Source organism: Pseudomonas sp. AL 58 (genome assembly GCF_036348395.1).
GTDB lineage: Bacteria > Pseudomonadota > Gammaproteobacteria > Pseudomonadales > Pseudomonadaceae > Aquipseudomonas > Aquipseudomonas defluvii.
This window is the reverse complement of record NZ_JAZBQR010000003.1, coordinates 146378-168251: the sequence shown is the minus strand read 5'-3', so window position 1 is coordinate 168251 and position 21874 is coordinate 146378. Positions and strand designations below refer to the sequence as shown.

Sequence of the window (21874 nt, the reverse complement as noted above, 5' to 3'; positions counted from 1 at the left end):
GGTGGCAGCCAAGAAAAAGCCCGCTCCCAAGCGCGGCGCCAGCCGCTATCAGGCGCCGGAGAAGAAGCCGATCCCCGGCTGGCTGTGGCTGGCTGTCGGCCTGACCGTGGGCGCATTCATTGTCTTTCTGATGAAGCTTGATCCGAGCACCGACGAGGTCAAGCGGAGCAAGCCCGAACAGCAGAAAGCCGAGCGCGCTGCCGAAGCGAACAAGACACCGCCCAGCCCACAGCAACCGGTGAAGCCGAAATACGACTTCTACACCTTGCTGCCAGAGTCGGAAGTCATCGTGCCGCCGGAAGCCGTACCGGAGAAAACCCCGCCGGTACCCGCCCAGCCACAGCAGCCGGTCACACCGGCTGAAGCCGCGAAGATCGACACTGCCAGGGCCCAGGCCGCACTGCTGGGGCAAACGCCGCCACCGCCACCTCCCGTGGTGAAACCAGCAGCGACCACCCAGTTCTTCCTGCAGGCCGGCTCGTTCCGCAAGCAGGCTGACGCCGACAAGGTCCGCGCGCAAATCATCCTGCTCGGCCAGGCCGTGCAGGTCGAGTCCGGCATGGTCCGCGACGAAACCTGGTACCGCGTGCTGGTGGGCCCGTTCAGCAACCGCGAACAATTGACCGTGGCCCAAAAGCAGTTGGCCGGTAGCGGCTTCAACAACCTGCTCTTGCAGCAGCGCCAAAACCGCCAGTAAGCCCTCTCGCCCAGCGGCGCCTTAGCGCCGTTGGGCGTTTCTCAGCGACACCTGGTCGTTCAGAGTCCAGAAGTCGTACAGCACGCCCACCAGAAACAGACCGCCCGTCACCAGGTAGATCAGGCCACTGATCCATTTGCCCTGGTACATGCGATGCACGCCAAACACCCCAAGAAACGTCAGCAGAACCCAGGCGATGTTGTAATCCAGCGGCCCGGAGTGAAAGCGCATGTCCGCTTCACGGTCCATCGACGGGATCAGGAACAGGTCGATCAACCAGCCGATGCCAAGCAACCCCAGGGTAAAGAACCAGATCGTGCCCGTGACCGGCTTGCCATAGTAAAAGCGGTGCGCACCGAGAAAACCGAAGCACCACAGCAGATAGCCGATAACCTTGCTGTGCGTGTCATGGAAGGGTGGGCTCTGTTGATAACTGTTCATTCGTAGCCTCAGCGGGTTATGTGAAAATTTTCTAAACAAAAATGTGACTTTTCAGTAGCAAGCCGACGTATGGTGCCGTCGAAATCGACCAACGGGGCAGATCCGCGCAAAAAAGCTGTTATAAAGTTGCGCGCTAACCAACAAGAGCCCTGCCTATGCGTCCCCTTTTCAAGACATGGCTGACTATTTGCCTATTATTGCCCCTGGCCGCCCACGCCACCAATCGTGAGCAACGTCTTCCTAATGGCTTCTCTGGCTATACCGCCAATGCCACCGGCGTACACGCCAACAAAGGTTCGGCATCCCCGATCCACTATGCCAACCGTAGTGCAAAACCGACAAAATCAACGGCCAACCTGTCGGCCAAGCAGAGCAGCGACGTGCTGAGCCGCGCCGTCAACGCGCTGGGCACCCCCTATCGCTGGGGTGGCAGCAGCCCAAGCAAAGGCTTCGACTGCAGCGGCCTGGTCAAGTACGCCTTCAACGATATCGATGAAGTCGACCTGCCTCGCACCTCCAACGCCATGGCCAGCGGCCACGGCATCAAGGTCGATAAAAAAGACCTGAAACCGGGCGACTTGCTGTTCTTCAATATCAAGAGCCGCAAGGTCAACCATGTTGCCATCTACCTGGGCAACGACCGCTTCATCCATGCGCCACGCACCGGCAAGCGCGTCAGCATTGATACGCTGAACAAGCCTTACTGGCAGAACCATTATGTGGTTGCAAAGCGCGTACTGCCCAAGGACCAGCAACAGCTGAACCTTGCCAAGCGCTAAAACCCACCGGGCGCGCATCCCACCGCCCGGCGCGTATCAGCACTGATCTCCCCCCTTGCCATCAGACCCTGCAGACAACTGTCCAGGGTCTGCATGCCCAGCGCCCCGCCGGTCTGGATTGCAGACTGGATTTGCACCACTTTCCCCTCCCTGATCAAATTGCGAATCGCCGGCGTCGCCAGCATGATCTCGTGCGCGGCTACCCGGCCACCACCGGGCTTGCGCACCAGCACCTGAGACACCACCGCCTGCAGGGACTCGGCCAGCATCGCACGTACCAATTGCTTTTCCTCGGCGGCAAATACATCGACGATCCGGTCAACGGTCTTCGCTGCCGAGCCCGTATGCAGGGTGGCCAGCACCAGATGCCCGGTTTCGGCCGCCGTCAGGGCCAGGCGAATCGTCTCCAGGTCCCTCAATTCCCCGAGCATGATCACATCCGGGTCCTGACGCAGGGCGGCCCGTAGCGCCGCCGCAAAACTGTGACTGTGACGCTGCACCTCACGCTGGCTGATCCGGCCACGCACCGGGCTGTGGATAAACTCGATCGGGTCTTCGACCGTGAGAATATGCAGGGCGCGCTCGCGGTTCAGGTGATCAATCAAGGCTGCCAGGGTGGTGGACTTTCCCGAGCCGGTGGGGCCGGTCACCAATACGAGCCCACTACGCAGTTCGGCGATTTGCCGGAAAACAGCACCCAGCCCCAACTCAGCCAGGCCACGTACCGATGAGGGGATCAACCGGAATACCGCCCCCACGCCCTGCAACTGCTCGAAGGCATTTACCCTGAAGCGCCCTACCCCCGCCATGGCAAAGGAGAAATCGAGATCCTGAAGGGTTTTGAAATCCTTTTTTTGCTGATCCGTCATGATTTGCGCGATCAACGCCCGCGCCTGATCAGGCTCAAGCGACGGTAAATCCAGTCGCAGCATCTCGCCATCCAGGCGGATCATTGGCACATCACCCGCCGCCAGGTGCAGGTCCGAGGCCCCCTCCTTGGCAGCAAGGGCCAGCAGTTCAGTCACATCCATAAGACTCCCCAAACACCGCCAAGCAGGTAGAATGCCGCAGACCCAAAGAGCCGCTGGCATCGATCATGTCCACCATAGCAGACAACATTTCCACCCTCGCCGAGCGCATCCACCGTGCCGCCGAGGCTGCCGGGCGAGATCCGGCCAGCATCAAGCTGCTGGCCGTGAGCAAAACCAAACCTGCCGCCGCCGTGCGCGAAGCCTTCGCTGCCGGCCTGCGCGACATGGGCGAGAACTACTTGCAGGAAGCCCTGGGCAAACAGGCCGAATTGACCGACCTGCCCTTGACCTGGCACTTCATCGGCCCCATTCAGTCGAACAAGACGCGCGCTATCGCCGAGCACTTCGACTGGGTACATTCCGTGGATCGCCTGAAAATCGCTCAACGCCTTTCCGAGCAGCGCCCTGAATCGCTGGAACCATTGAACATCTGTATTCAGGTCAATGTCAGTGGCGAAGACAGCAAGTCCGGCTGCACCCCGGAGGAACTGCCCGCGCTGGCCGCTGCTATCGCGGTGCTGCCACGGCTGAAGCTGCGTGGCTTGATGGCGATACCCGAGCCCACCGAAGACCGCACCGCGCAGGACGCAGCCTTTGCCAAGGTACGCGACCTGCAGGCCAGCCTGGGCTTGCCACTCGACACGTTATCCATGGGCATGAGCCACGACCTGGAGTCGGCGATTGCACAGGGTGCAACCTGGGTGCGCATCGGTACCGCGCTGTTTGGCGCCCGTGACTACGGCCAACCCTGACCCTGCTTTACTCACCTTTTTCGACAAGGACCTGACATGAGCAAGACTCGTATTGCCTTTATCGGTGCCGGCAACATGGCCGCCAGCCTGATCGGCGGCCTGCGCGCACAGGGCCTGGAGGCTGCGCAGATTCGCGCCAGCGACCCTGGCGCCGAACAACGCGCCAAAGTTCACGCCGAACACGGCATCGAGATGTTCGCCGACAATGCCGAGGCCATCGACGGCGCCGACGTGATCGTGCTGGCCGTCAAACCGCAGGCCATGAAAGCCGTTTGCCTGGCCCTGCAACCCAGCCTCAAGCCAAACCAGCTGGTCGTCTCGATTGCTGCCGGCATCACCTGCGCCAGCATGAACCAATGGCTTGGCGCCCAGCCGATCGTACGCTGCATGCCCAACACCCCAGCGCTACTGCGCCAGGGCGTCAGCGGCCTGTTCGCCACCGCTCAGGTCAGTGCCGAACAGCGCCAGCAGGCCGAACAACTGCTCTCGGCCGTAGGCATCGCACTGTGGCTGGAACAGGAACAGCAACTGGACGCCGTCACTGCCGTATCCGGCAGCGGCCCGGCCTACTTCTTTCTGCTGATCGAAGCCATGACTGCAGCCGGCGAGAAACTTGGCCTGCCACGTGAAACCGCAGCACGCCTGACCCTGCAGACCGCACTGGGTGCCGCGCAAATGGCAGTTACCAGTGATGTCGACGCAGCTGAATTGCGCCGTCGGGTGACCTCGCCAGCCGGCACCACGGAGGCGGCGATCAAGTCCTTCCAGGCTGATGGATTCGAAGCGCTGGTGGAAAAAGCGCTGGGCGCAGCTGCGCACCGCTCGGCCGAACTGGCCGAACAACTAGGCAACTAAGGAGCCGAAGATGATCGGACTGAACACCGCTGCAATCTACATTCTGCAGACCCTCGGCAGCCTGTTCCTGCTGGTCGTGATGCTGCGCTTCATCCTGCAGCTGGTTCGCGCAGACTTCTACAACCCGCTCAGCCAGTTTGCCGTACGCGCCACCCAGCCGCTGCTCAAACCGTTGCGCCGGATCATCCCCAGCCTGTTCGGCCTGGACATGTCGTCATTGTTGCTGGCACTGGCCGTGCAGCTGCTGCTGATGGGCCTGACCTTGTTGCTGGCCTACGGCACCACCGGCAACCCGGTACAGTTGCTGATCTGGTCGATCATTGGCGTCACCGCGCTGTTCTTGAAGATCTTCTTCTTCGCCCTGATCGTCAGCGTGATCCTGTCCTGGGTCGCACCGGGCAGCCACAACCCTGGTGCCGAACTGGTCAACCAGATCTGCGATCCGTTCCTGGCCCCGTTCCGTCGCCTGCTGCCAAACCTCGGCGGCCTGGATATTTCGCCGATCCTGGCGTTCATGGCGCTGAAACTGATCGACATGCTGGTCATCAACAACCTGGCAGCCATGACCGCAATGCCAGAGATCCTGCGCCTGCTGGTCTGATTTCAGGCCTGACGACACCACGCCCGCAGAGGCGGCCTTGCCGACGATGAATTCACAGGGCTTCGTCGGCAAGGCCAGCCATCTACCACGCGGCTTGCCCCCCACCCCAGCGGTCTTTAGACTTACGCCTCATTTAAGCGTGAGCAGGGTCGATGTCCACTGTCTTTCCCGAAGATTCGGTCGGTCTGGTAACACCGCAACTGGCGCACTTCAGCGATCCCCTGGCCCTGGCCTGCGGTCGTTCGCTGGCCGCCTACGACCTGATGTACGAAACCTACGGCACACTCAACAGCAGCGCGAGCAACGCCGTGCTGATCTGTCATGCCCTGTCGGGGCACCACCACGCGGCGGGCTACCACAGCGCCGACGACCGCAAGCCCGGATGGTGGGACAGTTGCATCGGCCCCGGCAAACCTATCGACACCAACCGTTTCTTCGTCGTCAGCCTGAACAACCTCGGCGGCTGTAACGGTTCCACCGGGCCAAGCAGCATAAACCCGGCGACCGGCAAGCCTTTTGGTGCCGAGTTCCCGGTGCTCACCGTGGAAGACTGGGTACACAGCCAGGCACGCCTGGCCGACCGGCTTGGCATCAGCACCTGGGCGGCGGTCGTTGGCGGCAGCCTCGGCGGCATGCAGGCGCTGCAGTGGACCATCAGTTACCCCGAGCGGGTACGCCACTGCCTGACCATCGCTTCGGCACCGAAACTCTCGGCACAGAACATCGCCTTCAACGAAGTGGCGCGCCAGGCCATCCTGTCCGACCCGGAATTCCACGGCGGTTACTTCCAGGAGCACGGGGTAATCCCCAAGCGCGGCCTGATGCTGGCGCGCATGGTCGGGCACATTACCTACCTGTCCGATGACTCGATGGGCGAGAAGTTTGGCCGCGAGCTGAAAAGCGACAAGCTCAACTACGACTTCCACAGCGTGGAATTCCAGGTTGAAAGCTACCTGCGCTATCAGGGCGAAGAGTTTTCGGGGCGTTTCGACGCCAACACCTACCTGTTGATGACCAAGGCCCTGGACTACTACGACCCGGCAGCCGCCCACGGGGGTGACCTGGCCGCGACCCTGGCCGGCGTCAAAGCCGATTTCTGCGTGATGTCGTTCACCACCGACTGGCGCTTCTCGCCCGCCCGCTCGCGGGAGATCGTCGACGCACTGATGGCCGCGAAGAAAAACGTCTGCTACCTGGAGATCGATGCACCACAAGGCCACGATGCCTTCCTGATCCCGATCCCACGCTACCTGCAGGCCTTCTCCCGCTACATGAACCGCATTGCCCTCTGAGGACCCCATGAGAGCCGATCTGGAAATCATCCAAGACTGGATCCCCGCTGGCAGCCGGGTACTCGACCTTGGCTGCGGTAATGGCGAGCTACTGGCTTCGCTGCGCGCCAACAAACAGGTAACCGGCTACGGCCTGGAAATCGACCCCGACAACATCGCCGAGTGCGTGGCCAAGGGTGTCAACGTCATCGAACAGGACCTCGACAAGGGCCTGGGCAACTTTGCCAGCAACAGCTTCGATGTCGTGGTCATGACCCAGGCCCTGCAGGCGGTCGAATACCCGGACCGGATTCTCGACGAAATGCTGCGGGTCGGTCGCCAGTGCATCATCACCTTCCCCAACTTCGGTCATTGGCGCTGCCGCTGGTACCTGGCGACCAAAGGTCGCATGCCGGTGTCGGACTTCATGCCGTATACCTGGTACAACACGCCGAACATCCACTTCTGCACCTTTGAAGACTTCGAGGCGCTGTGCCGCGAACGTCGGGCACAAGTACTCGACCGCCTGGCAGTAGACCACTTGCACCGCCACGGGTGGGCAAGCAAGCTTTGGCCTAATCTACTAGGTGAGATCGGCATTTACCGTGTCAACAGCCCGGGCCTGCAGGAACATCAGGTCGCGGTTTAACCCCGCCCTTTTCGAGGAGTACGATCATGCGCCGTCTAGTCCTGTTTCTATGCAGCCTGTGCCTGGCCATCCCGGTCCTGGCTGCCGATGCCGCCAAGCCCGAGCGCAAGGAAGTCTTCGGTGATGTGACCGTTCACTACAGCGTCTTCAACTCCGGCTTCCTGCAACCGGCGACGGCCCAGGCTGCTGGCCTTGTACGCAGCAAGAACCAGGGCGTGCTGAACATCACCGTTCTCAAGGACGGCAAGCCCAGCGCCGCCTCGGTCAGCGGCACGGTCAGTGACCTGACCAGCCGCAAGACCGACCTGACCTTCAAGCAGGTCAATGATCAGGGTGCGACGTACTACATTGCCCAGTTCCCGGTGCAGCAGCCAGAAACCTACACCTTCACGGTCACTGTCGGTGCCGCTGGCAAAACCAACAGTTTCAGCTTTAACCAGGAAGTATTCCCAGGCGAATGATGACTTTTCCACAGCTCGTATTGGCCAGCCATAACGCCGGCAAACTGAAAGAACTCCAGGCCATGCTCGGCGACTCGGTTCAACTGCGTTCAATCGGTGAATTCAGTAGCGTAGAGCCCGAGGAAACCGGCCTGTCGTTCGTTGAGAATGCCATCCTCAAGGCCCGTAATGCGGCGCGTATTTCCGGGTTGCCGGCGTTGGCCGACGATTCAGGGCTGGCCGTGGACGCCCTCGGTGGCGCCCCAGGCATCTACTCGGCACGCTACGCCGATGGCCAGGGCGACGCGGCCAACAACGCCAAGCTGCTCGACGTTCTCAAGGACGTTCCACACGACCAGCGCACGGCCCAGTTCGTTTGCGTGCTGGCACTGGTACGGCACGCTGACGATCCGCTACCCATTCTCTGCGAAGGTCTCTGGCACGGTCGCATCCTGACCGAAGCCAGCGGTGCCAACGGCTTTGGTTATGACCCGCTGTTCTGGGTGCCGGAACGCAACTGCTCGAGCGCCGAGCTGAACCCGATCGAGAAAAATCAGCTGAGCCACCGTGCTCGCGCCATGAGCCTGCTGCGACAGCGCCTGGGCTTGGCATGACCGAGCATTCACCAGCACAGCCTCTGCACCTGAGCGAGGCTGGCTTCAGCTCCCAGGCACCTCGGCTGGCGCTGCCACAGCTGCCACCCCTTGCGCTGTATATCCACATCCCCTGGTGCGTGCGCAAATGCCCGTACTGCGACTTCAACTCTCATGCGGCCAGTGCCGAGCTGCCGGAAGAGGCTTATGTCGACGCACTCCTGGCCGACCTTGAGCAGGAGTTGCCTGCCGTCTATGGCCGGCCGCTGAGTTCGATCTTCTTCGGAGGTGGCACCCCTAGCCTGTTCAGCGCACAAGCACTGGGCCGGTTGCTGGCCGGTGTCGAACAGCGCATCCCGTTCGCCAGTGACATTGAAATCACCCTGGAGGCCAACCCCGGAACGTTCGAGCAGGAGAAGTTCACCGCCTACCGGCAACTGGGCATCAACCGCCTGTCGATCGGCATCCAGAGCTTCCAACAGGCCAAGCTCGAAGCCCTGGGGCGTATCCACAACGGTGAAGAAGCCGTGCGTGCGGCCGACATGGCACGACGGGCCGGGTTCGACAACTTCAACCTGGACCTGATGCACGGTTTGCCCGATCAGTCCCTGGATGACGCCCTGAGCGACCTGCGCCAAGCCATCGCCATGGGCCCGACCCACCTGTCCTGGTACCAGCTGACCCTGGAGCCGAACACGGTGTTCTGGAACCAGCCACCGGTGCTGCCCGAAGACGACATCCTCTGGGACATCCAGGAAGCCGGCCAGGCCCTGCTTGCCGAGCATGGCTACGCCCAGTACGAAGTGTCCGCCTACGCCCAACCCGGGCGTGCTGCGCGGCACAACCTGAACTACTGGAGTTTCGGCGACTTCATCGGTATTGGCGCGGGTGCCCACGGAAAGCTCAGCCACCCGGACGGGCGCATCGTGCGCACCTGGAAGACTCGCCTGCCCAAGGACTACCTGAACCCGGCCAAAGCCTTCAAGGCGGGTGAAAAGCTGTTGCCCGTAGACGAACTGCCGTTCGAGTTCCTGATGAACGCCCTGCGCCTGACTCAAGGGGTGGACACGGAGCTGTTCAGCCAGCGTACCGGGCTGCCGATGGAACAGTTGGCGGCGGCACGTCGTGAAGCCGAACAAAAGGGACTTTTGCAGGTCGAACCGACGCGACTGGTAGCCACGCCACGCGGCCAGTTGTTCCTCAACGACCTGCTGCAGTATTTCTTGACCTAAGGATTGCGAATGGACTTGGTACTCGACCTGCTCTCAACCGTTTCCCGCTGGAGCCGCAGTAACCTGTCGGAGATTTCCTTGGCGCTGGTCGGCTGCCTGCTGGTGCTGTTCGGCACGGATATCAAGGGCTGGATCGAACAACGGATCGGCAATCTGGCGGGCGCCTTGCGCGTCCCGTTCATGGCCCTGCTGTGCCTGATCGGCAGTGGTGCGGCGCTGATCTATGCCACACCCTGGGTGGTGCGCGGCCTGAGCCAGTTCAACAACTATGCCCTGGCACCGGTACTGCTGGTGGTACTGGTGCTGATCGGCGTTGTCGCCGACCGCCGCTGACCTGCAGGAGCCGGCAGTGCCGGCTCGCGCAGAGGCTTACGCCAGCTTCTCGAACTTCAAGTCCCAAACGCCATGCCCGAGCCGCTCACCGCGACGCTCGAACTTGGTAACCGGGCGCTCTTCAGGACGCGGTACGCATTTGCCGTCTGCTGCCAGGTTGCGGTAACCCGGTGCAACGTTCATGACTTCCAGCATGTACTCGGCATAGGGCTCCCAGTCCGTGGCCATGTGCAGCACACCACCGACCTTCAGCTTGCTGCGTACCAGCTCGGCGAATGCCGGCTGAACAATGCGCCGCTTGTGGTGGCGGCTCTTGTGCCAAGGGTCCGGGAAGAACAACAGCAAGCGATCAAGGCTGTTGTCGGCCACGCACTTGTTCAGCACTTCGATGGCATCGCAGTCATACACCCGCAGGTTCTTCAGGCCCTGGGTCAGCACGCCATTGAGCAGCGCACCGACACCCGGCCGGTGCACTTCGACACCGATGAAGTCCTGTTCAGGCGCAGCAGCGGCCATTTCCAGCAGGGAATGGCCCATGCCGAAACCAATCTCCAGCGTGCGCGGGGCGGCGCGACCGAAAACCTGGTCGAAATCCACCGGGTTGTCGCTCAGCGGCAGGACAAACAGCGGCGCGCCCTGGTCCAGGCCACGCTGCTGGCCTTCAGTCATGCGGCCGGCACGCATCACAAAACTCTTGATGCGGCGGTGTTGACGCTCTTCGCCTTCAGGAGAGATCGGCGGTTGTTGCGATTCAGTCATCGGGTGCTCTTACTTGATCAGACCATCCAGCGGCGACGAGGCGCTGGCATAGAGTTTTTTCGGCATACGACCGGCCAGGTACGCCAGGCGGCCGGCAACGATTGCATGTTTCATGGCCTCGGCCATCATGATCGGCTGCTGGGCATGGGCAATCGCCGAGTTCATCAGCACGGCCTCGCAACCCAGCTCCATGGCAATGGTCGCGTCCGACGCGGTACCGACACCGGCGTCGACCAGCACAGGCACCTTGGCTTCTTCCAGGATGATTTGCAGGTTGTACGGGTTGCAGATGCCCAGGCCGGTGCCAATCAGGCCCGCCAGCGGCATCACGGCAATGCAGCCAGCTTCAGCCAGTTGCCGGGCGATGATCGGATCATCGCTGGTGTACACCATCACGTCGAAACCGTCCTTGACCAGCACTTCGGCGGCCTTCAGGGTTTCGATCACATTGGGGAACAGGGTCTTCTGGTCCGCCAGCACTTCCAGCTTCACCAGGTTGTGCCCATCGAGCAGTTCGCGGGCCAGGCGGCAAGTACGCACGGCTTCGACGGCGTCATAGCAACCGGCGGTGTTCGGCAGGATGGTGTAGCGGTCTGGCGGCAGCACGTCGAGCAGGTTCGGCTCGCCCGGGTTCTGGCCGATGTTGGTACGGCGCACGGCGACGGTGACGATCTCAGCCCCCGAGGCCTCGATGGCCAGACGGGTTTCTTCCATGTCACGGTACTTGCCGGTACCCACCAGCAGGCGCGACTGGAAGGTACGGCCAGCCAGGGTGAAAGGCTTGTCGCTACGAACATTGCTCATCGGAAATCCTCTTGGGGGTTGAGGGGCTTGCAGGTGAATCGCGGGGCGGCCTAGCCGCCACCAATGGCGTGGACGACTTCGACCTGATCGCCTTCGCGCAGGGCGGTGGCGGCGTGCTGACTGCGCGGCACGATATCCAGGTTGAGTTCCACTGCAATCCGGCGGCCGACCAACTCCAGCCGGGTCAACAATGCCTCGACGGTCGTACCGTCAGGCAGCTCATAGGGTTCACCGTTCAATTGAATGCGCATGCGGACGGCAGCCATTATTTTCAGGGGGCCAGCATTCTAGCCCCGATCCACGCGGATGACCAAGGCAAAGCAGCGCCATTCGTCCCGGTTTTCGACCGATCAGTCAACTCAGGCGCCAGGCGGCAAGCCCCAGGCACAACCAGCCCGCGAGGAACGCCACACCGCCCAGTGGCGTGATGATGCCCAACTTGCCGACGCCGGTGAGTGTCAGCAGGTACAGGCTGCCAGAGAACAGCACGATACCCAGGCTGAACAGGCCGCCGGCCCAGCCCACCAGGCGCCCGGGGAGCTGCGTGGCAAGCAACGCTACCGCCAGCAGGGCCAGGGTGTGAATCAGTTGATACGTGACCCCGGTTTGAAAGATCGCCAGGTACTCACTGCTCAAGCGTGCCTTCAGGCCGTGGGCGGCAAAGGCGCCAAGGGCGACACCGGTAAAACCGAAAAAGGCAGCGAGCAACAAGAAACTACGAAGCATAAGACAACTCCCAGTCAGGACCATGGCGAGGCAGAGGGTCTGTATAATGGCCCGCTCCATCGGTTCGGCCAAGCCATCTCTCCTATGCTGTCATCCCTACTGCGTCGCCTCACTCGTGCCCTGCTCTGGTTCGCGGCCGGCAGTGCCCTGCTGGTGCTGCTCTTTCGCTGGGTACCGCCACCGGGTACTGCACTGATGGTCGAGCGCAAGGTTGCCTCCTGGTTCAACGGCCAACCGATAGACCTGCAGCGCGACTGGCAACCCTGGGAACAGATCTCTGACGATCTGAAAGTGGCGGTGATCGCCGGAGAAGATCAGAAATTCCCTGAGCATTGGGGCTTCGATTTCACGGCAATCCAGGCCGCGCTGGCCCACAACGAACGTGGTGGCAGCATCCGCGGGGCCAGTACGCTGAGCCAGCAGGTGGCGAAGAACCTGTTTCTCTGGTCGGGGCGCAGTTGGTTGCGCAAGGGGCTGGAAGCCTGGTTCACGGCGCTGATCGAAGTGTTTTGGTCGAAAGAGCGCATCCTTGAGGTGTACCTCAACAGCGCTGAATGGGATGACGGGGTGTTTGGCGCACAGGCCGCCGCCCGACACCACTTCGGTGTCAACGCCCGTAACCTGTCCCAGCAACAGGCCAGCCTGCTTGCTGCCGTGCTGCCCAGCCCACGCAAATGGAGCGCCAGCCACCCCAGCAGCTACGTCGCGCGACGTGCCAGCTGGATACGCCAGCAAATGCGCCAGTTGGGCGGCAGCAGTTACCTGAGCTTGCTCGACAGCCGACGTGCGGCGCCCTGGAATCAGTAAGCCGCTGCCCTGTATCGCGGGCAAGCCAGTTGCCACACGATGTGAACAAGGCCATGCAGTACAGGTCGCCCTATTGAGCAAACGCCTGCAAAACAAAAGCCCCTGGCCTTTCGGTCAGGGGCTTTGTTTGTAAGGCTTGGCGCAGCGCCTTACAGCCCGTCGAGCAGGGCCTTGTTGCGTACCGCACCCTTGTCGGCGCTGGTGGCCAGCAGAGCGTAGGCTTTCAGCGCAGTGGTCACTTTACGTGGGCGCACTTCAACCGGTTTCCAGCCTTTCTTGTCCTGCTCAACCCGGCGTGCAGCCAGTTCGGCGTCATCCACCAGCAGGTTGATCGAGCGGTTCGGGATGTCGATCAGCACTTTGTCGCCATCACGTACCAGGCCGATTGCACCACCGGCTGCCGCTTCTGGCGAAGCATGGCCAATCGACAGGCCCGAGGTACCGCCAGAGAAACGACCGTCGGTCAGCAGCGCGCAAGCCTTGCCCAGGCCTTTGGACTTCAGGTACGAGGTCGGGTAGAGCATCTCTTGCATGCCCGGGCCGCCTTTCGGACCTTCGTAACGGATGATGACGATGTCACCTTCCTTCACTTCGTCGGCGAGGATGCCGCGTACCGCGCTGTCCTGGCTTTCGAAGATCTTCGCGTTGCCTTCGAACACGTGGATCGACTCATCGACGCCGGCAGTTTTCACCACGCAGCCGTCCAGGGCGATGTTGCCGTAAAGCACAGCCAGGCCGCCTTCTTGCGAGTAGGCGTGCTCAACGCTGCGAATGCAGCCGTTTTCGCGGTCGGCGTCGAGGGTTTCCCAACGGGTCGACTGGCTGAAGGCGGTCTGGGTCGGAATGCCGGCCGGGCCCGCGCGGAAGAAGGTATGCACCTCGGGGTCATCGCTCTGGGTGATGTCCCACTTGGCAATGGCATCGGCCATGGTCTTGCTGTGTACGGTCGGCAGGTCGGTATGCAACAGGCCACCACGGGCCAGTTCACCGAGGATGCTGATGATGCCACCGGCGCGGTGCACATCTTCCATGTGGTACTTCTGGATGTTCGGCGCCACTTTGCACAACTGCGGCACTTTGCGCGACAGGCGATCGATGTCGCGCAGGTCGAAGTCGATTTCGGCTTCCTGAGCCGCGGCCAGCAGGTGCAGGATGGTGTTGGTCGACCCACCCATGGCGATGTCCAGGGTCATGGCGTTCTCGAACGCCTTGAAGCTGGCGATATTGCGCGGCAGAACGCTCTGATCGTTCTCGCCGTAGTAACGCTTGCACAGCTCGACGATGGTCCGGCCAGCCTGCAAGAACAGTTGTTCGCGGTCGCTGTGGGTGGCCAGGGTCGAGCCGTTGCCCGGCAGGGCCAGGCCCAGGGCTTCGGTCAGGCAGTTCATCGAGTTGGCGGTGAACATGCCGGAGCAGGAACCACAGGTCGGGCAGGCGCTGCGCTCATACTCGGCGACCTTTTCATCGGAGGCCGAGGAGTCGGCTGCGATGACCATGGCGTCGACCAGGTCCAGGCCGTGGCTGGCCAGCTTGGTCTTGCCGGCTTCCATCGGGCCGCCGGAAACGAAGATCACCGGGATGTTCAGGCGCAGGGCGGCCATCAGCATGCCGGGGGTGATCTTGTCGCAGTTGGAGATGCAGACAATGGCGTCAGCGCAGTGAGCGTTGACCATGTACTCGACCGAGTCGGCGATGATCTCGCGGCTTGGCAGCGAGTAGAGCATGCCGTCATGGCCCATGGCGATGCCATCATCGACCGCGATGGTGTTGAATTCCTTGGCCACGCCACCGGCGCGTTCAATCTCACGGGCGACCAGTTGGCCGAGGTCCTTGAGGTGGACGTGGCCCGGTACGAACTGGGTGAACGAGTTGGCAATGGCGATGATCGGTTTCTTGAAATCGTCGTCTTTCATACCCGTGGCGCGCCACAGGGCGCGTGCGCCGGCCATGTTGCGGCCGTGGGTGGACGTTTTCGAGCGGTAATCTGGCATGGAGCACTCCTGGCGGCTAAGCAGGTAACAAAAAGGGGAGTGAGCGTCTCTTGTCCTTTGCACCGAAGGCAGGTGGCCGCTGGTGCGGATGAAGCCGAGAACGCCGCGGGATCGCCGTGCGCTCGGCCAGAGCTCATAAACCCGCCGGGGATGACTGGCGATGAATAGGCCGATTCTACACGGCTGGCCGCGGGAAGGAATGGCGCTATAGCGGGTTGGTGCGTCAGCGGTGCCTCCAAGGGGAAAATCTGGCGGCACTTGGTTAGACTGCCGCCCTTCGCAGCTCCCCCGGCAAAAGGACTTGGCATGCCCGCGTTATCCCCTTCGTTATATTTTTATCTGCTCGTTGGCGCCCTTCAGGGGCTGTTGCTCTTGAGCGCACTTTGGCTGGAGATCCCCTGGATCAGCACCATGCTGGTGACACTGGCTACCGTCGGCGGGATCAACCTGCAACTGCTCGGGCGTTCAGTACTGCAGCGTGGTACCTGGGTACTGGTTGCACTGATGACACTGGTGATGACAGCGATCAGCGGCTGGGTCTTTTCCGACAACGGCTCGCAGTGGCTGCAAGGGTCCTGGGTGGTCTGCGCGAGCCTGCTGGGCTACATCGGCTGCGCCTTCATCGCCAGTTGGCCAACCCGTGAAGGCCGCTGGCCACGCTATGAAGACCTGTTCAGGCATGCCTGGAACAACATTTTCATCGTGCTCCTCGCCCAGCAACTGGTCATGGTGGTGATGCTGCTGGTGCTGTTATGTGGTGCGCTGTTCAAGATGCTGGGCGTGCCGCAGGTCAAGGCGGTGCTCGAGTCACCACTGTTCCTCGCGATCGCCCTGACACTGGTGTTTTCCCTCGGCATGCGCATAGGCCGCGAGAAAGAGACGGTCATTGGGCTGCTGCGTGGCGTGCTGCTGGCGGTGTGCCGCTTCCTGCTGCCATTCGGAGCACTGATGACCGTGCTGTTCATCCTGACCTTGCCATTCAGTGGTCTGCAACCGGTCTGGGATACCGGTTCTTCGACCCTGATCCTGCTGTGCCTGGTGGGGCTTAACCTGTTTCTGGTCAATGGTGTGTTCCAGGACGGTCACGACAGCGCCCCATACGCCAGAGGCTTGCGGCTTTTGGTGGAGTTGTCCCTGCTGTGCTTGCCGGTGCTGGTCGTACTGGCAGGCTACTCGACCTGGCTGCGCATTGAGCAATACGGCCTGACGCCACAGCGTTTCATGGCGATCCCACTGCTGCTGGTCGCGCTGCTGTATAGCCTTGCGGCGGTGTGGGCGGTTGTTCGCCGGCAGTCGGTGTGGCTGGGGCATCTGCGTACCAGCAACCCGCCCATTGCCCTGTTCGGCTGTGTGGTGTTGGTACTGGTGCATACACCACTGGTGAGCCCGGAAACCTGGAGCGCAAAGCACCAAGTGCAACGCCTGCTCAGCGGGCGTACGGCGGTGGCGGACTTCGATGCCTGGACCCTGCGCTACCGGCTTGGTGCGCCTGGAATCGAGCAGCTCGAATGGCTCACGGCCGAAGTGGACCGCGGGCAGATTCTGGACGCTCAAGGGCGCGAGCAGCTGCGTGAGATTTTGAAAGAGCCGACCTACCGCTCGAACTCGGCAGAATTTGACGGCCGTGATAACGCCTTGAAGATCGAGTGGGTCGGCAATACCGAGGACGGTGTCGAGACGATGCTGAAAGGCGCGTTCATCGGCATGCATTGCCAGGGGGCTGGTTGCGTACTGCACGCCATGGACCTGAACGACGACGGTCGCAACGAGGTGCTGCTCGTGTCCAAGGAGGAATGGGCGTTCAAGGCTTACATTCTGGAGCGTGATGAGCACGGCGAGTGGCGAGCGGCTGCAGACCTGGAGGGGCAGGACGACCCGGCGCGCGTGATCGAGTTGATCCGCCAGGGTGAGCTAAAGCCGGTCAAACCACGCTTTAACACGTTCAACATCGACGGTGTGGAACTGAGCGCATTGCCAACGCACGACTAGGTGTTGAGCTGCCGAGCAGCCCAACACCGGCACCGCATGTTAGCTGTTAGGCAGCAAACGGCAGGTCAGGCTCTTGATGTAGCGGGTTTCCGGAATCGCCGGGTGTACCGGGTGATCCGGGCCCTGGCCGCCACGTTCCAGCAACTGGATGTTGCGGTCCAGGTGGCGGGCGCTGGTCAGCAGAATGTTCTGCAGGTCGTCTTCAGGCAGGTGCATCGAGCACGACGCGCTGACCAGGATGCCGTCCTTGGTGAGCAGGCGCATGGCTTGCTCGTTCAGGCGACGATAGGCGCCCTCGCCGTTCTTCAGGTCTTTCTTGCGCTTGATGAACGCCGGTGGGTCGGCCACGATCACGTCGAAACGCTCTTCGGCAGCTTTCAGTTCTTTCAGTGCTTCAAATACATCACCTTCGACGCAGGTGACCTTCTCGGCAATACCGTTGAGTGCAGCGTTACGCTCAACGCCGTCCAGGGCAAAGCCCGAAGCGTCGACGCAGAACACTTCGCTGGCGCCAAAGGCACCGGCCTGCACGCCCCAGCCACCGATGTAGCTGAACAGGTCGAGAACACGCTTGCCTTTGACGTACGGCGCCAGGCGCGCACGGTTCATGCGGTGGTCATAGAACCAGCCGGTTTTCTGGCCTTCCATCACCGGCGCTTCGAACTTCACGCCGTTTTCTTCCAGTGCAACCCACTCAGGCACCAGGCCGAATGCGGTTTCCACGTAGCGGTTCAGCCCTTCGGCATCACGTGCGGCGGAGTCGTTCTTGAACAGGATGCCACTTGGCTTGAGCACCTGGATCAGCGCAGCAAGGATGTCGTCGCGGTGCAGTTCCATGGTGGCCGAAGCCAGTTGCACGACCAGAATGTCGCCGAAACGGTCGACCACCAGGCCCGGCAGCAGGTCGGAATCACCGTAGACCAAGCGGTAGTAAGGCTTGTCGAACAGGCGTTCACGCAGCGACAGGGCCACATTCAGGCGGTGCACCAGCAGCGACTTGTCCAGCGGCAGCTTGGCATCACGCGACAGCAGGCGAGCACAAATCAGGTTGTTCGGGCTCATGGCGACGATGCCAAGGGCTTTACCGCCCGCGGCTTCCAGCACGGCCTGATCACCGGCCTTGAAGCCATGCAGCGGGGTCGCGGCGACGTCGATTTCGTTGCTGTAAACCCATAGATGGCCGGCGCGCAGGCGGCGGTCGGCGTTGGCTTTGAGGCGAAGGCTGGGCAGGGACATGACGTCGCTCCGGAAAAAAGAGCGGGAGTATAACGCGTCGACGAGGTTCAACGCTTGGCCGAGGATAAATAGCCGCCAAGTGGTGAACCGAGGTGGCAATTAGTTGCAATTGAGCCATCTGCCGGTGTTCCTTGGGCGCAGGGCAAGGTTAAAATCGCCGCTCAGCCCCGAGTGTGTACTTATGTCCCAAGAGCTCTCCTCCGAACAGATTCAGCAGGCCCTGCAGGGCATCAGTGTGCCGCCCCAGCCGCAAATCATGGTTGATCTGCAAATGGAGCAGTACATGCCTGATCCAGACCTGGAGATGATCGCCAAGCTGATTTCCCAGGATCCGGGGCTTTCTGGGGCACTGCTCAAGCTGGTCAACTCAGCGCATTTCGGCCTGACCAATAAGATCGCTTCGATTCAGCGCGCGGTGAATCTGCTCGGTAGCCGTTCGATCATCAACCTGATCAATGCGCAGTCGATCAAGGGCGAGATGAGCGATGAAACCATCGTCACCTTGAACCGTTTCTGGGACAACGCCCAGGACGTGGCCATGACCTGCATGACCCTGGCCAAGCGCTTGGGCTCACAAGCGGTGGACGAGGCCTATGCCCTGGGGCTGTTCCACGACTGTGGCATCCCGCTGATGCTCAAGCGTTTCCCGGAGTACATGAGCGTGGTCGAAGACGCCTACGCCAGCGCCGGGCCCGGCCAGCGGGTGGTCGATACCGAAAACCAGGTGTTCAACACCAACCATGCCGTGGTCGGCTACTACACCGCCAAGTCGTGGCGCCTGCCGGAACACCTGAGCAATGCCATTGCCAATCATCACAACGCCCTGGCGGTATTCAGTGATGAATCGGCGCGTAACAGCCAGTTGAAGAACCTGCTGTCGATCTTGAAGATGGCCGAGCATATTTGCGCTTCGCACCGGGTGCTGGGTGGCCAGAGCGAAGACCATGAGTGGAACACCATCAGCCATCTGGTGCTCGATTACGTCGGCTTGCCTGAGTACGACTTCGAGAACCTCAAGCAAACCATCCGCGACCTGGGTGGGCATTGATCGATGCCTGAATTGCCAGAGGTCGAAACAACACGACGCGGGATCGCACCCTATCTGGAAGGTCAGCGGGTCAAACGGGTGATCGTGCGCGACCGGCGCCTGCGCTGGCCGATCCCCGAAGACCTTGATGTTCGCCTCTCCGGCCAGCGTATCGTCAGCGTCGAACGGCGGGCCAAGTACCTGCTGATCAACGCCGAAGTCGGTACATTGATCAGTCACCTGGGCATGTCCGGCAACCTGCGGCTGGTAGAAATCGGCCTGCCAGCGCTCAAGCACGAGCACGTGGACATCGAGCTGGAGTCCGGGCTGGCACTGCGTTACACCGACCCCCGGCGCTTTGGTGCGATGCTCTGGAGCCTCGACCCGCTGCACCATGAACTGCTGATCAAGCTGGGGCCTGAGCCGCTGACTGATCTGTTTGACGGTGAGCGCCTGTTCCAGCTATCGCGGGGACGCTCAATGGCGGTCAAGCCCTTCATCATGGACAACGCGGTGGTGGTGGGCGTCGGCAATATCTATGCGACCGAGGCGTTGTTTGCCGCCGGCATTGACCCTCGACGCGAAGCGGGGAGCATTTCCCGGGCGCGCTACCTGAAACTGGCTATCGAAATAAAACGAATCCTGGCCAGTGCCATCGAACGTGGCGGTACCACCTTGCGTGACTTTATCGGTGGCGACGGCCAACCTGGCTATTTCCAGCAGGAACTGTTCGTTTACGGGCGCGGGGAAGAACCGTGCAAGGTGTGTGGCAGCACCTTGCGAGAAGTACGCCTCGGGCAGCGCGCCAGCGTGTACTGCCCGCGCTGCCAGACCTGAGCCGCCTCAGCGTGGGCTGAATACCTCGGAGGTGCCCAGCCCGCGTGGATCGCTGGCCGCCTCCAGGGTATGCCCGGCCTTGTCCCAGAACAGCACCTGTTGATTGCCATAGGCGCGGCCCACGTCCTTGAGCGTGTAACCACGCGCCTGCAACTCGCGCTGCTGCTCGGCACTGAACGCCCCCGGCTCGTGTTCGACCACGTCCGGCAGGTACTGGTGGTGGTAGCGCGGTACCGCTGGCCACGTGGCCACGGGCCGGCCATCAAGAAACGCCATGACCGATAACAGCACCATGCTCGGGATGCGGCTGCCGCCAGGCGTACCAAAGGCGGCGAACTGGCTGGGGCTCTCGATAAACGTGGGGCTCATGCTCGACAGAGGTCGCTTGCCGGCGGCTACCGCATTGGCCTGGCTGCCGGCCAGCCCGTAGCTGTTGCTGCCGGTGGGGTCTGCTGCAAAGTCGTCCATTTCATTGTTCAGCACCACACCCGTACCTGGGGCACTGTAAGCGGCACCAAACGGCAGGTTGACCGACAAGGTAGCCGCTACCGCATTGCCTTCGGCGTCGATCACCGCGAAATGAGTGGTGTGGTCGCCTTCGCGCCAGGCCGGCGCTGGCGGCAAATCGGCACTGGGGGTCGCCTTGTAGGTATCAATGCCATCGGCCAACCCCTGCAGGTAACCGCGCGAAAGCAACTGGGGGATCGGGTTACTGACGTAATCCGGATCGCCCAGCAGGCCACGGTCTCGGTAGGCGCGGCGCAGCACTTCAAGCACGTAATGACTGCGCTGTACGCTGTCGGCGCTCTGCCAGGGCAGGCGCTGAAGCATGGCCAGGCTCTGTGCCAGGGCCACACCACCGGCAGACGGCGGTGGTGCGCTGATCAGCTCGCGGTGCTCGGCCAGCGGGTAGCGCAACGGTTCACGGTGAACGACGCGGTAGTCGTTCAGGTCGTCCTGGCGCCAGATACCGCCTGCACCCTGCACGCCACTGAGCAGTGCCTTGGCCGTGGCGCCGGCATAGAAGCCGTCATGACCCTGCTCGGCCAAGCGTGTCAGGGTGACGGCCAGTTCAGGCTGGCGGATGAACGTACCCAACGCCGGGACGTCACCGTCTTTCAAGAACAAGCGCGCACTTTCCGGGTCGTCACGCAGGGCAGCCAGGCGCATCTGGGCACGGTCGCGGTAAACCCGGTCGACAGCAAAACCCTGATTGGCCAGGCGAATGGCCGGCGCCAGCGAGCGGGTTAGCGGCAGCCTGCCGTAGTTGGCAGCGAGGTCGGCCAGCGCGGCAGGCAGGCCTGGAATAGCGGCAGCCAGCGGCCCATTGATCGACAGGCCCGGTTGAACCTTGCCGTCCTTGAGGTACAGGGTCGCGGTGGCCTTGCCCGGCGCACGCTCGCGGGCATCGATGAACTGATAGCGGACCGGTGAGCCGGGTTGGCGCAGCAGGAAGAACCCACCGCCACCCAGCCCAGAACCATAAGGCTCAACCACCGCCAGGGCAGCACTCACGGCAATTGCCGCATCGAACGCGTTACCGCCCTGCTCCAGCATTTCCCGGGCGGCTGCCGTGGCTTCCGGGTGCGGGCTGGCAATCGCCGCCCGCCCCGGGCCGTCGGCCAAGGCCTGCGTGGCACACAGCGCCAGCGCGGCGCCAAGCAACAGTGAGCGAAGCGCGGCGCTACCGGGCATCAGGCCTTGCCGGTGATCTTGCGGTACTTGATCATCAGCTCTTCATGGGTTTCCGGGTGGGCTTCATCCAGCGGGATGCAGTCAACCGGGCAAACCTGTTGGCATTGCGGTTCGTCGTAGTGACCGACGCACTGGGTGCACAGGTTCGGGTCGATCACGTAGATCTCTTCGCCCTGGGAAATAGCGGCGTTCGGGCACTCGGGTTCGCAGACGTCGCAGTTGATGCAGTCGTCGGTGATGATCAGGGACATGGGGACTCCGGCCCGGGCATCTGGCCCTGGCATGTGAAAACCAATGGCGTAATTGTGCCGCATTAGCGCCCGCGATGC

Annotated in this window: 25 protein-coding genes; 15 read left to right on the top strand and 10 right to left on the bottom strand. The window is 62.0% G+C overall.

Annotated elements, in window-relative coordinates; genetic code table 11:
- Position 1: 1 nt before the first annotated feature.
- Positions 2-697, top strand: coding sequence for an SPOR domain-containing protein (locus tag UIA24_RS03845; RefSeq protein WP_065758199.1), 696 nt, complete (start codon positions 2-4; stop codon positions 695-697).
- A 21-nt stretch (positions 698-718) separates the two neighbouring features.
- On the opposite strand, the gene UIA24_RS03840 is transcribed toward UIA24_RS03845, so the two are convergent.
- Complete coding sequence (locus tag UIA24_RS03840) at positions 719-1138, bottom strand: TM2 domain-containing protein (RefSeq protein WP_330522223.1); 420 nt, start codon at positions 1136-1138, stop codon at positions 719-721.
- A 155-nt stretch (positions 1139-1293) separates the two neighbouring features.
- On the opposite strand from UIA24_RS03840, the gene UIA24_RS03835 reads away from it, so the two are divergent.
- On the top strand, positions 1294-1917 hold the full coding sequence (locus UIA24_RS03835; RefSeq protein ID WP_065758197.1) for a C40 family peptidase: 624 nt from the start codon (positions 1294-1296) through the stop codon (positions 1915-1917).
- On the opposite strand, the gene UIA24_RS03830 is transcribed toward UIA24_RS03835, so the two are convergent.
- Positions 1914-2948 carry a type IV pilus twitching motility protein PilT gene (locus tag UIA24_RS03830; RefSeq protein WP_102053217.1) on the bottom strand — a complete coding sequence of 345 codons (1035 nt, stop codon included), beginning with the start codon at positions 2946-2948 and terminating at the stop codon, positions 1914-1916. The two genes, UIA24_RS03835 and UIA24_RS03830, sit on opposite strands and share 4 nt — an antisense overlap.
- Positions 2949-3013: 65 nt before the next feature.
- On the opposite strand from UIA24_RS03830, the gene UIA24_RS03825 reads away from it, so the two are divergent.
- From UIA24_RS03825 to UIA24_RS03785, 9 genes are all read left to right on the top strand, one after another.
- Positions 3014-3700 carry a YggS family pyridoxal phosphate-dependent enzyme gene (locus UIA24_RS03825; protein ID WP_330522222.1) on the top strand — a complete coding sequence of 229 codons (687 nt, stop codon included), beginning with the start codon at positions 3014-3016 and terminating at the stop codon, positions 3698-3700.
- A 36-nt stretch (positions 3701-3736) separates the two neighbouring features.
- The gene (proC, locus tag UIA24_RS03820) at positions 3737-4555 is read left to right on the top strand and encodes a pyrroline-5-carboxylate reductase (protein ID WP_099773330.1); all 819 of its coding nucleotides are present in this window, start codon (positions 3737-3739) and stop codon (positions 4553-4555) included.
- 10 nt (positions 4556-4565) lie between these two features.
- Positions 4566-5156: a YggT family protein gene (locus UIA24_RS03815; RefSeq protein WP_065758193.1), complete on the top strand. Its 591-nt coding sequence runs from the start codon at positions 4566-4568 to the stop codon at positions 5154-5156.
- Between the two features lie 152 nt (positions 5157-5308).
- Positions 5309-6448 (top strand): homoserine O-succinyltransferase MetX, encoded by a 1140-nt coding sequence (gene metX, locus UIA24_RS03810; RefSeq protein WP_065758192.1) that lies wholly within the window; start codon positions 5309-5311, stop codon positions 6446-6448.
- 7 nt (positions 6449-6455) lie between these two features.
- The gene (gene metW / locus UIA24_RS03805) at positions 6456-7076 is read left to right on the top strand and encodes a methionine biosynthesis protein MetW (RefSeq protein WP_065758191.1); all 621 of its coding nucleotides are present in this window, start codon (positions 6456-6458) and stop codon (positions 7074-7076) included.
- A gap of 26 nt (positions 7077-7102) precedes the next feature.
- On the top strand, positions 7103-7537 hold the full coding sequence (locus tag UIA24_RS03800; RefSeq protein WP_330522221.1) for a DUF4426 domain-containing protein: 435 nt from the start codon (positions 7103-7105) through the stop codon (positions 7535-7537).
- Entirely contained in the window at positions 7534-8130 is a 597-nt protein-coding gene (gene rdgB / locus UIA24_RS03795) for an RdgB/HAM1 family non-canonical purine NTP pyrophosphatase (protein WP_065758189.1), read from the top strand. Before UIA24_RS03800 ends, rdgB begins: the two co-directional genes overlap by 4 nt.
- Complete coding sequence (gene hemW, locus UIA24_RS03790; protein ID WP_330522220.1) at positions 8127-9341, top strand: radical SAM family heme chaperone HemW; 1215 nt, start codon at positions 8127-8129, stop codon at positions 9339-9341. The genes rdgB and hemW overlap by 4 nt, the downstream gene beginning before the upstream one ends.
- Positions 9342-9350: 9 nt before the next feature.
- A complete protein-coding gene (locus tag UIA24_RS03785) occupies positions 9351-9674 on the top strand; it encodes a DUF3392 domain-containing protein (protein WP_065758187.1) in 324 nt (107 codons plus the stop codon).
- Positions 9675-9710: 36 nt separating this feature from the next.
- Here the strand turns inward: UIA24_RS03785 and trmB are convergent, their stop codons facing one another.
- From trmB to UIA24_RS03765, 4 genes are all read right to left on the bottom strand, one after another.
- Positions 9711-10433: a tRNA (guanosine(46)-N7)-methyltransferase TrmB gene (trmB, locus tag UIA24_RS03780; protein ID WP_330522219.1), complete on the bottom strand. Its 723-nt coding sequence runs from the start codon at positions 10431-10433 to the stop codon at positions 9711-9713.
- Between the two features lie 9 nt (positions 10434-10442).
- Positions 10443-11237 (bottom strand): thiazole synthase, encoded by a 795-nt coding sequence (locus UIA24_RS03775; RefSeq protein ID WP_065758185.1) that lies wholly within the window; start codon positions 11235-11237, stop codon positions 10443-10445.
- A 50-nt stretch (positions 11238-11287) separates the two neighbouring features.
- Positions 11288-11488 (bottom strand): sulfur carrier protein ThiS, encoded by a 201-nt coding sequence (gene thiS, locus UIA24_RS03770; RefSeq protein WP_065758231.1) that lies wholly within the window; start codon positions 11486-11488, stop codon positions 11288-11290.
- Between the two features lie 103 nt (positions 11489-11591).
- Entirely contained in the window at positions 11592-11963 is a 372-nt protein-coding gene (locus tag UIA24_RS03765; RefSeq protein ID WP_065758184.1) for a DUF423 domain-containing protein, read from the bottom strand.
- Between the two features lie 84 nt (positions 11964-12047).
- Between UIA24_RS03765 and mtgA the strand changes: the two genes are divergently transcribed.
- The gene (mtgA, locus tag UIA24_RS03760) at positions 12048-12770 is read left to right on the top strand and encodes a monofunctional biosynthetic peptidoglycan transglycosylase (protein WP_065758183.1); all 723 of its coding nucleotides are present in this window, start codon (positions 12048-12050) and stop codon (positions 12768-12770) included.
- 149 nt (positions 12771-12919) lie between these two features.
- Here mtgA and ilvD read toward each other — a convergent pair whose 3' ends face one another.
- Positions 12920-14761 (bottom strand): dihydroxy-acid dehydratase, encoded by a 1842-nt coding sequence (gene ilvD, locus UIA24_RS03755; protein ID WP_065758182.1) that lies wholly within the window; start codon positions 14759-14761, stop codon positions 12920-12922.
- A gap of 372 nt (positions 14762-15133) precedes the next feature.
- On the opposite strand from ilvD, the gene UIA24_RS03750 reads away from it, so the two are divergent.
- Complete coding sequence (locus UIA24_RS03750) at positions 15134-16750, top strand: DUF4153 domain-containing protein (protein WP_330522218.1); 1617 nt, start codon at positions 15134-15136, stop codon at positions 16748-16750.
- A gap of 39 nt (positions 16751-16789) precedes the next feature.
- Here UIA24_RS03750 and UIA24_RS03745 read toward each other — a convergent pair whose 3' ends face one another.
- The gene (locus UIA24_RS03745) at positions 16790-17986 is read right to left on the bottom strand and encodes a class I SAM-dependent rRNA methyltransferase (RefSeq protein WP_065758180.1); all 1197 of its coding nucleotides are present in this window, start codon (positions 17984-17986) and stop codon (positions 16790-16792) included.
- Positions 17987-18221: 235 nt separating this feature from the next.
- Here UIA24_RS03745 and UIA24_RS03740 point away from each other — a divergent pair, with 235 nt between their 5' ends.
- Both UIA24_RS03740 and mutM read left to right on the top strand, forming a co-directional pair.
- Positions 18222-19034, top strand: a complete 813-nt coding sequence (locus tag UIA24_RS03740; protein WP_330522363.1) for an HDOD domain-containing protein — start codon at positions 18222-18224, stop codon at positions 19032-19034.
- A gap of 3 nt (positions 19035-19037) precedes the next feature.
- Complete coding sequence (mutM, locus tag UIA24_RS03735) at positions 19038-19850, top strand: bifunctional DNA-formamidopyrimidine glycosylase/DNA-(apurinic or apyrimidinic site) lyase (RefSeq protein WP_330522217.1); 813 nt, start codon at positions 19038-19040, stop codon at positions 19848-19850.
- A gap of 6 nt (positions 19851-19856) precedes the next feature.
- On the opposite strand, the gene ggt is transcribed toward mutM, so the two are convergent.
- On the bottom strand, positions 19857-21545 hold the full coding sequence (ggt, locus tag UIA24_RS03730) for a gamma-glutamyltransferase (protein ID WP_330522216.1): 1689 nt from the start codon (positions 21543-21545) through the stop codon (positions 19857-19859).
- Complete coding sequence (locus UIA24_RS03725) at positions 21545-21796, bottom strand: YfhL family 4Fe-4S dicluster ferredoxin (protein ID WP_065758176.1); 252 nt, start codon at positions 21794-21796, stop codon at positions 21545-21547. The genes ggt and UIA24_RS03725 overlap by 1 nt, the downstream gene beginning before the upstream one ends.
- Between the last annotated feature and the right edge of the window lie 78 nt (positions 21797-21874).